Source organism: Paraburkholderia sp. (assembly GCF_034668105.1).
Classification (GTDB): Bacteria; Pseudomonadota; Gammaproteobacteria; order Burkholderiales; family Burkholderiaceae; genus Paraburkholderia.
On sequence record NZ_JAXDPY010000402.1, the window covers coordinates 1 to 8,339 of the forward strand.

At 60.8% G+C, this 8,339-nt stretch carries 7 protein-coding genes and 1 pseudogene; 5 read left to right on the forward strand and 3 right to left on the reverse strand.

Going from position 1 to position 8,339, the window contains the following annotated elements:
- Positions 1-479, reverse strand: a pseudogene (locus QOC89_RS17915) (hypothetical protein); the annotation flags it as partial.
- 517 nt (positions 480-996) lie between these two features.
- On the opposite strand from QOC89_RS17915, the gene QOC89_RS17920 reads away from it, so the two are divergent.
- On the forward strand, positions 997-1,209 hold the full coding sequence (locus QOC89_RS17920; RefSeq protein ID WP_323046246.1) for a hypothetical protein: 213 nt from the start codon (positions 997-999) through the stop codon (positions 1,207-1,209).
- 334 nt (positions 1,210-1,543) lie between these two features.
- Here QOC89_RS17920 and QOC89_RS17925 read toward each other — a convergent pair whose 3' ends face one another.
- Together QOC89_RS17925 and QOC89_RS17930 are read right to left on the reverse strand one after the other, a co-directional pair.
- Entirely contained in the window at positions 1,544-2,890 is a 1,347-nt protein-coding gene (locus QOC89_RS17925) for a sorbosone dehydrogenase family protein (protein ID WP_323046252.1), read from the reverse strand.
- Positions 2,891-3,287: 397 nt separating this feature from the next.
- The gene (locus QOC89_RS17930; RefSeq protein ID WP_323046247.1) at positions 3,288-4,064 is read right to left on the reverse strand and encodes an IclR family transcriptional regulator; all 777 of its coding nucleotides are present in this window, start codon (positions 4,062-4,064) and stop codon (positions 3,288-3,290) included.
- A 385-nt stretch (positions 4,065-4,449) separates the two neighbouring features.
- Here QOC89_RS17930 and QOC89_RS17935 point away from each other — a divergent pair, with 385 nt between their 5' ends.
- From QOC89_RS17935 to QOC89_RS17950, 4 genes are all read left to right on the forward strand, one after another.
- Positions 4,450-5,265, forward strand: coding sequence for an HpcH/HpaI aldolase family protein (locus tag QOC89_RS17935; protein ID WP_323046248.1), 816 nt, complete (start codon positions 4,450-4,452; stop codon positions 5,263-5,265).
- A 61-nt stretch (positions 5,266-5,326) separates the two neighbouring features.
- Positions 5,327-6,586: a 3-isopropylmalate dehydratase large subunit gene (locus tag QOC89_RS17940; RefSeq protein ID WP_323046249.1), complete on the forward strand. Its 1,260-nt coding sequence runs from the start codon at positions 5,327-5,329 to the stop codon at positions 6,584-6,586.
- Between the two features lie 50 nt (positions 6,587-6,636).
- Positions 6,637-7,155: a hypothetical protein gene (locus QOC89_RS17945; RefSeq protein ID WP_323046250.1), complete on the forward strand. Its 519-nt coding sequence runs from the start codon at positions 6,637-6,639 to the stop codon at positions 7,153-7,155.
- 60 nt (positions 7,156-7,215) lie between these two features.
- Positions 7,216-8,339: MFS transporter (locus QOC89_RS17950; protein ID WP_323046251.1), on the forward strand; the 1,124-nt coding region annotated here is incomplete at its 3' end.

Genomic DNA, 8,339 nt, shown 5'->3' on the forward strand with positions numbered 1-8,339 from the left:
TCGAACGCGTAGACGCTGCCGTGTTCAGTGACGACATAGACGACATTGTGGGCCACCCCGCCGATGCTGAGGTTGCTGACGTAAAGCGGCTGCGCATCGACCTTGCCGTCCGCTTGCAGAAAGGCGACCTTGCCGAAGCCTGACGCGTTGACGTTGGCCGGCGTGAGGGAAGTTTCGACAAGGTATTGGCCCGTGCGCGCCAGGTCATTGTGGTAGGTCAGTACGTCGGTCGATGCCGCGCGATTACCGGAACTGCTGCCGGTACCGGGGGCTCCGCCTCCAGAACCTCCGGTGCCGCCGCCCGAACTTCCCGCCCCTCCGGCTCCGCCTCCCCCGGTTGTTCCCGCATTGACTGTCGTTCCGCCGCCACCGCCGCACGACACACACGCGACCCCAAGCAGGGTGAGCAACACGCGCAGCAACCAGGACTGGCAGGGCTGGTCCTTGCCGGCATTGCCGGGATGTTCGGTGCGATCCATGTGAACCTCCGGAGGATCGGTTGGATCGGGGGCGGCCACAACGTCGCCCGATGGGGGCAGCTGATCCCGCGCAACCACGCCGTTATGGCAGCAAATCTCACGCCCGGAATCAGACACTTACGGCCGACGAATGGCGACCGGCGACGTGATGCGGGGCCGTACAAATCGAGCGGCCCGCAGGCCGCGGCGGGTACGTTGCGTGCTCACTCATATGCTAGGAGACAGCGATCTTAGCGCGACCCTAACTGGAGACGACAATGGAACGGAAAGTGGCGGTACTGGGCATAATTTCCTTGATTGCTGGCACTTGCGCGTTCGCGCAATCCAACGGTAGCGGCGAGAAACCCGCAGGCCAGGGTTCACAGACCCCGCAGTCGGGCACAGAGAGCCAAAGCATGGGCCGGGCCGCGGACGCCGGCAACGCCAGGCCCGCAAGCGGGACCTTGATGCAGCAGCGTGAGAAAGGCATGTCCCCCCAAGGCGAGTCAGGTACGAACGCTACCGGCAAGATGAAACAGTGAGACGCCTCTATTTGCACCAGAATCGCTTTGTCGAGGCCGATCCCGCCAACAGGAAAATTGAAGATGCCGTGACCGGCGACTGGTACGGCTATCGTGATGAAAATGCCGACTTGGCCAAGATTACAAAAGCGGTCTGTCAAGTTATGAAGCTCGGTGAATCCGTTTTGTGGAGACACACCAGCTATCCATCGGGATTTGCAGGTGGCTGATCTGGCTCTTCGCGTTCGTCGTGGCGATTCTGGCGCAACTATTCGCGTCGATGGAGAATGGCCGCGACGTCCGGCGACGGGACAGTCAGAATCCGAGGGGAATGTCCGGGCCGGGGTCGCGCGTTGCCGATCACCGCCGTGCAAGATCGAACGGTACGTGAAATTCGCAGGGCACAGCAGCCGGCCATGAAGAGACGGTCAACGGGTTTTGCGAACGGCCGATGATTGTTGAGTTAGCGGCCGTTCGATAATTCGGCGACGGAGCGGAGTGGGTCGAATCGGCACGACAATCTTGCGTCCGCCCGGCTTTGCAGCAAGGCGGCCAAGGGCTGTGTTATTTGCCTGCCGGCGCGATGTCCGCTGATTTGACGTTGTTACGCGGCGCTACTCGCCAGACAGCGTTACCCGCGTCGTCAGCCACCAGCAAGGCCCCGTGCGCGTCCAGTGCGACGCCGACGGGCCGACCCACGGCGTGGCCGTCTGCCGTCAGAAAGCCGCTCAGGAAATCTTCAGGTACGCCGACAGGTTTCCCATCGACAAATCGCACGAACACCACCTTGTAGCCGGTACGCGGCTTACGGTTCCATGAGCCATGCTGACCAACAAAAGCGCCTCCACGATAATGAGCCGGGAACAGCGTCCGGTCGTAAAAGACAAGACCTAGCGAAGCCGTATGATTGCCGAGGGCATAGTCAGGCGCGATGGCCTTTGCAACCAGATCGGGGCGTTGAGGTTTGACGCGGGTGTCGATGTGCTGGCCGTAATAGCTGTAGGGAAAGCCATAGAACGCGCCATCTTTCACGGCGGTCATGTAGTCCGGGACAAGATTGTTGCCGAGATCGTCCCGCTCATTGACTGCCGTCCACAACGCGCCGCTATCCGGTTGCCAGGCAAGTCCGTTGGCGTTGCGCAATCCTGTCGCATAGGGCCGCAAGCGGCCTGTGTCGATGTCGAACATAAGGATTCGCGCTCGACCTTCTTCGGCGTCGACTCCATTTTCCCCCACGTTGCTATTCGATCCCACCGTGATGTACAGATGCTCGCCAGAGCGATCGGCCAGGATATTTTTGGTCCAGTGATGGTTGATCGGCCCAGCCGGCAAGTCGGCAACCTTGACCCCGGGGCTTGTAATCTGGGTGGCGCCGGTCACATAGTCGAAACGCAGCAGCGCGTCCGTATCGGCAACATAGAGTTGATTGCCAATGAGCGCCATCCCGAACGGCGAGTGCAGGCCGCGCAGAAACACGGTCTGCGTCCTCGCGACGCCGCTGCCGTCCGCGTCGCGCAACAGTACGATGCAATCGGGGCTCGGCACACCGGCGCCTGCGCGCTTCATGACCTGCTTTCTGACCCAGCCGAATAGGCCGCTGCCTTCATCGTGTTCTTTTGGCGCGTCGCTTTCCGCTGCCAGTACGTCACCGTTGGGCAGCGTGTAAAGCCAGCGCGGGTGCGCGAGGCCAGCGGCAAACTCGGTAACGGCAAAGCCGGCGGGAGCGGTGGGCATGAAACCGTCGGGGCGCGCCTGAACCGGCGCGATGTTGACCATCGGAACCAACGACGATTCCGGAGCCGGCATGGCGGGCGACGCGCCGAAGCCCCCATCGCTTGAACTTGATGGTCCGACCGCGCAGGAGGCCAGCGGCAAAACCATTGAAACAGCCAGACGATTTAGCAGGCGCATGTGGGTTCCCAGCGATGAGCGTTGGTTGATGATGCACGGGAGTGATAGCAAGAATCCGGCCCGTGACGTTGCCTGCCAAGGCGCAACCTGCTCCGTGATTCGAGCGGAAGACCTCGGTCTCCGGGCTTCCCGGTCTTGCTGACGCGACGAGCGACGATGAGTCGATCGCGACGCTCGACCTCGAAGGATGTTTGAGAGGAATGGCTGCTCGACTCGTTGACGCACTCGAGTACGTTGTGTAGATGAAATGTGCTCGCGGAACCCATCCGTCTGGCGCCGATCAATTCTACGACCTGGCAACATAAGCAGTGCTTTGCATAGAGATCGCAGTTCCTCCGCGCTCCTTACCGCGACAAAACCCCATTTTTTTACTTCACGCTGCGCCACAGCCATTCGTTCATAGCGCGCGTGCCGCCAACACATCGCTGATATGCGGCTCCGCCAGGGCCCGGGTGACTGTCTGGCTGGCAGCGACGACCTCGGGCGCCAAGGCGGCAAACGCGGGCTCATCAAGGTCTAGCGTGGACACCGCCAGAACGAGGCTGCCTACCACGTCGCGCTGTCGGTTAAAAAGCGGCGCGCCGATCGCGGCGATCCCGGTATGAAACTCGCTCACGGTGCGCACGTAGCCCATTGCACGGATGTCCCGCAGCGTGTTGCGAAAACTCTCCCAGTCGTCCCCGAGGGCGGCCCGCTGAATGACTTCGCGGTGCTTGGCGAACAGACTTTTCAATTGATGCGTTGGCAGCCACGCCAAAATGGCTTTGGCGGCCGCACCGGTAAATAGAGGCCGACTCTGGCCGCGATCAAACAGATTCTCAAGGTTTTCGCTATTCAACTGGCGTTGAACGCATACCACGGAATCGCCGAACAACTCGCATAACAAAGTGCTAAAGCCGGTCTTGTGCGCGAGGCGTCGAATCACCGGCGTGCCGGCGACATAAATCGGATCCGAAACGCGATGCGTGCGATCCAGATCGAGAATGCGCGGGCCGAGCGCATAGGAGCCGTTGGCCACGCGGGTCAGAAAACCCGCCTCGTGCAGAGCCTTGATATACCGGTAGCCAGTCGACGCAGGGCAGGCCATGTGCTCAATCAATGCATCCGATGGCCACACTGGCATGTCGGGGGTGAAAAGATCGAGCAAGGAAAGAAGACGGGCGAGGCCACTCATGGGCGAATACGGTTGGTCATGAAGAGTCGGGGAATGTGAGGTTCCGATGAACCTCCATTATGAACGACTCGCGCCACATTCCCGCTGGGTGAACGACTCGCGCCACTTTCCCCTTGGGGGCCGTCCGGCGTTTTCGCTTAGGCACGCCACGTCCTGGCCAGCATACCGGCCACGTAAAAGCCCAAGAACTGCGTCACGGCCAAGACATGACGCCCGGTGACATCGCAGATTTCGTCAAGTGAATTCGGGGCGGGCAATGAACGCTTCCGACGGCTTGCACGGACTTGCACTCTTCCGAGAAGATTGATAAAGTTTCTCACATGTAGAGAATCTTTATTGTTCGTATTTTCACCTTGTTTGGGTGTGACGCTTATCGGGAGGTGCTGTGTCAAACGAACTCAATGCAATCGTGCGCAACAATTTGAAGGAGAAAATGCGCCAGGGAGGTGTCGCGTCGTCGATGATGGTCCGTTTGGTGCGCACCGTCGAAATCGCCAGAATCGCGAAGACCGCCGGTTTCGACTCGTTCTATGTCGACCTGGAGCACAGCAGCATCACGCTGGACGCATGCGCGCAAATCTGCATGACGGCTCTGGAAATCGGCATCGCGCCGCTCGTTCGGGTACCGGCCAAAACACCGGAATACATCTCGCGGGTATTGGATGGCGGGGCGCAAGGCATCATCGCGCCGCACATTCTCTCGGCTGAGGATGCACGACGGGTCGTGTCATATGCCAGGTTCGCGCCGCTGGGCGAGCGTTCGGCCAACTCCGGACTGCCCCATCTGCAGTACCGCAATTTCCCCACTGCCGCGGCCAATGCCGCCCTGAATGACGCCACCATGGTCGTGGTGCAGATAGAAACGGTGAGCGCGCTCGAGCAGGTTGACGCGATCGCCGCAGTGGACGGGGTCGATCTGATCCTTGTCGGCACCAACGATCTGATCGCGGATATGGGGATCCCCGGCGAGTACGAGCACGAGAACGTGCGCGACGCCTATGAGCGCGTCATCGCCGCATGCAACAGGCACGGCAAGTTCGCCGGGGTGGGCGGACTCGCATCGCGTCCGCAGCTGATCGCCGATTTTGTCGGCATGGGCGCGCGCTATGTCTCGACCGGCACCGACCTGTCGTTTCTGGTCGCGGCATGCGCACAGCGCGCAAAGATGGTCCAGGACCTCGCCATTCCCAATCCGCTTTGACGGCATCCCATTCCGGTGGCGCGGCCCCGTGTCTTTCAAAACATCGAATCGAGGTTAACGTATGGGCATGACCATTACCGAGAAAATCCTGGCGCGTGCGGCTGGCAAAGCTACCGTGAAGCCCGGCGATTTTCTCGATTGCAAGGTCGACCAGGTTTCGACCATGGATGTGCAGGGCAAACTGGTGCTCAACACGCTGAAAAAGCTCGGCGTCACCGAGATACCGCGGCCCGAGCGGTTTGCCATCATGCTGGATCATCAGAGCCCGGCAAGCAATATCGCGATTGCGCAGACGCACGCCGACATCCGGGCCGCCGCACGCGAGCTCAAGGTGACAGATATGAACGACGTCGGCACCGGCATCATGCACGTCGTGATGCCGGAGAAAGGCCTGATCCTGCCGGGCGAACTGATCGTGATGAACGAGTCGCATACGCCCACGGGCGGCGCGCTCGGTGCGGCTGTCATCGGTGTCGGGCAGACCGATGCGGCGGTGGCTGTCGCGCTGGGCGAGACCTGGCTGATGGTGCCGGAGACGATACGCATCGAATTGCGGGGTCGCCTGGGGCCCAGGGTGACGGCCAAGGACATCGCGCTGACCTTGATGAACGTGCTCGGCTATGAGAAGAAGGCCGTCTACAAGACGATCGAGATCGGCGGCGAGGCGCTGGCGTCCATTGCAATGGACGGCCGTTTTACGCTTACCAATTTCTGTTCCGACATGGGCGCCAAATCGGCCATCATCGAGCCGGACGCGGTCAGCCTCGGCTACGTCGAAGCGCGCGCACAGCGTCCCTTCACCCCCGTGTACAGCGATCGGGATTGTCGCTATCTGGAAACCATGGAAGTGGAGCTCGGCGCGATTGAACCGCTGGTGGCATGTCCCCACGCGATCGACAACATCCACCCGGTCGGCGAGGTGGCGGGCACACCGATTCAGCAAGCTGTCATCGGTACCTGCACCAACGGTCGCTTCGACGATATCGCCGCCGCGGCCGACATGTTAGTCGGACGCAAGATCGCACCCGGCGTGCGCTTCCTGGTGATTCCGGCGTCGAGAGAGGTATGGCAGCGCGCGCTCAACTCGGGGGCGGTCAGCGCCCTGACCGACGCGGGTGCACTGTTCTTCCCGCCGGGCTGCGGTCCATGCATGGGCGAGCACAGCGGCGTCCTGAGCGGGGGCGAAACCTGTATCAGTTCCGGGAACAGAAATATGCTGGGCCGCATGGGCAGCAAAGAATCGTTCGTCTATCTGTCATCGGCCGAAACCGTCGCGGCCTCGGCGTTGCGTGGCGTCATCACCGACCCCCGCACGCTCTAGAGCAGTCCAGAGGAGATCATATGGAAACTCAAATCACGGGCTCCGCGTTTGTGGTCGGCGACGATGTCAAGGCACTCGACATCATGCCGGTGCGCTTCAAAAGCTCGAATGCGCTCGACAGCCAATCCCTGGCGCTGGCCAGCTTTGCCGACATGTATCCGGAGTTCGCCGCTGCGGCGCTTGCAGGCCAATATCAAATCGTTGTGGCCGGCAAGAATTTCGGCGGCGGCGGGAAATCAATCGAGGGGCCGATTTTTGCGCTGCGCGGCTCCGGTATCCGCGTGGTGATCGCCGATTCATTCGCGCGCTATTTCCTGCGCAACGCGATCAACAACGCTTTGCCGATTCTCGTCTGTCCAGGCATTTCGACGAGTGTGAGTTCCGGGCATCGTCTCCATGTCGACCTGCGAAGCGCCGCGATTGTCGACCAGACCAGCGGGGCAACGTTTACTGCGACGCCCTTGTCGGCCAGCGCGCTGGAAATCATGGCAAGCGGCGGACTGGTGCCATACGCGAAGAGAAAAATCGCTGACAGACAACAGCGCGGCGACTCGGGCCATCCCATATAACACGTACCCCGCGGAAGCGGACGGTAAAGCTTTTCCGACAAAGACACCCTGGAGGGGGCAATGGAGACAATGCAGAACCTGGCCGTGCCAAACGCATCGGCCGAACACGCAACCACAGCGCGGTGGCAGGGCCTTGGTCTGGTATTCATGCTGAGCCTGATCGCCTATATCGATCGTTCCAACATCGCCGTCAGCACCTCATCCATCCTCGAGACGATGAAGCTGACACCGGTACAGATGGGGTTGATCACCAGCGCATTCTCGGCGGCTTATGCGGCGTTGCAGATCCCGGGCGCGTTGCTGATCCGGCGGATCGGCACGCGCCTAGGCGTGACCCTGGTCGTGCTGGCCTGGTCGATCTTCACGATACTGACCGGTTACGCGGGCGGCTTTCTTTCGTTGCTTGTGATACGCGCGGGTTTCGGCTTTAGCGAAGCGCCACTGTTTCCGGCGTTGAATCAGTACAACCTGCACTGGTTTCCGGTACGCGAGCGCGGTATTGCGAATGGCGTCAAAACGGCCGGCACCTATGGCGCCTCGATCGTCACGCCGCCGGTAGCGGTCTGGATCCTGCAGTCTTTCGGCCTGAAATGGATATTCATCGTCAGCGGCTTGCTAGGTATCGTCGCGGCAGTACTCTGGTATAGGTCGACGCGCAATCATCCGGCCGAACATAAGGGCGTCAACCGGGCCGAACTGGACTATATTCTTGCGGGAGTCGATGGACAGGTGAAGCGCGACGCCGTGCCGTGGCGTGCGCTATTCCGGTCGCGCTCATTCTGGGGCGTCGGGCTGACCTTCTTCTTTGCCTTGTATGTGATCCAGTTCTATCTCTACTGGATGCCGTTCTTTCTCGAAAAGCATCTGCACATGAGCTTGCACGCGATGGGCTATGCCGCATCGATACCCTGGGTTTTCATATTTGTTTCGGCGCTGTCGGTCGGGCGCTTTTCCGATGCCTTGTTCCGCAAAGGCGGCTCCTTGTACCTGGCGCGCAACGTCGTGATCATGGCCGGCTTCTTGTTGGCGGCCATTTTTCTGTATATCGGTACATTGCTCGACAACCCGTGGGCCGTCGTGCTGATGACGAGCTTCGGCTTGGGGTTTGCAGGCTTTGCTGGGGTCCTGCCGTGGGCGCTGTCGACCGACATCGGCGGTGCATATACCGGCATCGTGTCCGCCTG